The organism is Oleiphilus sp. HI0067 (genome assembly GCF_001635735.1).
In genome coordinates this window covers 1-915 of sequence record NZ_LWFI01000087.1, presented here as the reverse complement: position 1 = coordinate 915, position 915 = coordinate 1, and the positions used below count along the sequence as shown (strand labels likewise).

The 915-nt window shown below is 43.1% G+C and carries 1 protein-coding gene; it reads left to right on the top strand.

Going from position 1 to position 915, the window contains the following annotated elements:
• On the top strand, positions 1-764 hold a 764-nt coding region (locus tag A3739_RS01315), incomplete at its 5' end, for a symmetrical bis(5'-nucleosyl)-tetraphosphatase (RefSeq protein WP_068499942.1).
• Positions 765-915: the final 151 nt, after the last annotated feature.

Below are 915 nucleotides of genomic sequence, written 5' to 3'. Positions count from 1 at the left end.
TTCAGTTTCAGGCTTTATTAGATAAGCTTGCGTATAGTCCTTCGCGCGATGAGTTATGGCTGGCCGGGGATCTCGTCAATAGAGGGCCTGACTCCCTATCCTGTTTGCGATTGGCGAGAGACCTCGAAGCGAGAATTGTTTTAGGGAACCATGACTTACATCTTTTAGCTTGTTACTATAGTGAGCACTTACTAAAGCGAAAAGATACTTTGCGCGAGATATTTGAGGCTAATGACTGTGACGATTTAATGGAATGGTTGCGCAAACAGCCCCTTGTACAAGTAGACGACGATAAAAAGCTTTTCATGAGTCATGCTGGCTTGCCGCATATTTGGAAAGTAAAAAAAGCAAGAAAATACGCCCAAGAAGTGCATGAAATATTAGCTGGCAATGATAAGAAAGCCTTGAGCTCTTACTTCAGTGAAATGTATGGCAACGACCCTGATGTTTGGGATAGAACTCTTACAGGGCAAACCCGACTGAGGGTGATTACAAACTACTTAACGCGCATGCGCTTTGTTGATCAAAATGGTCGTTTAGATTTTTCAGTAAAAGAAGGTGTCGATAAAACACCTCATGATTTTAAACCTTGGTTTGCATACCCAGTTACGCATAAGTGGGTAACAATTTTTGGTCATTGGGCTGCGCTAGAGGGGCATACTGGAAGCCGACAGTTTCAAGCGATTGATACAGGCTGTGTCTGGGGTGGCAGTCTAACTGCATTAAATATCGATACGTTTGAGCGTGTCAGTGTCGAGGCTTGAAGTAAGCCAAATACGGATAAGAATTACAACGAAACATGAATCGTCTTTCATCAACTTTGCTAGCGATTAGCTTTCTGTCAGCAGGTTTGTCTGTAGCTTTAGGTGCGTTTGCCGCACATGCTTTAAAGTCCAGATTAAGTGAACGCATGTT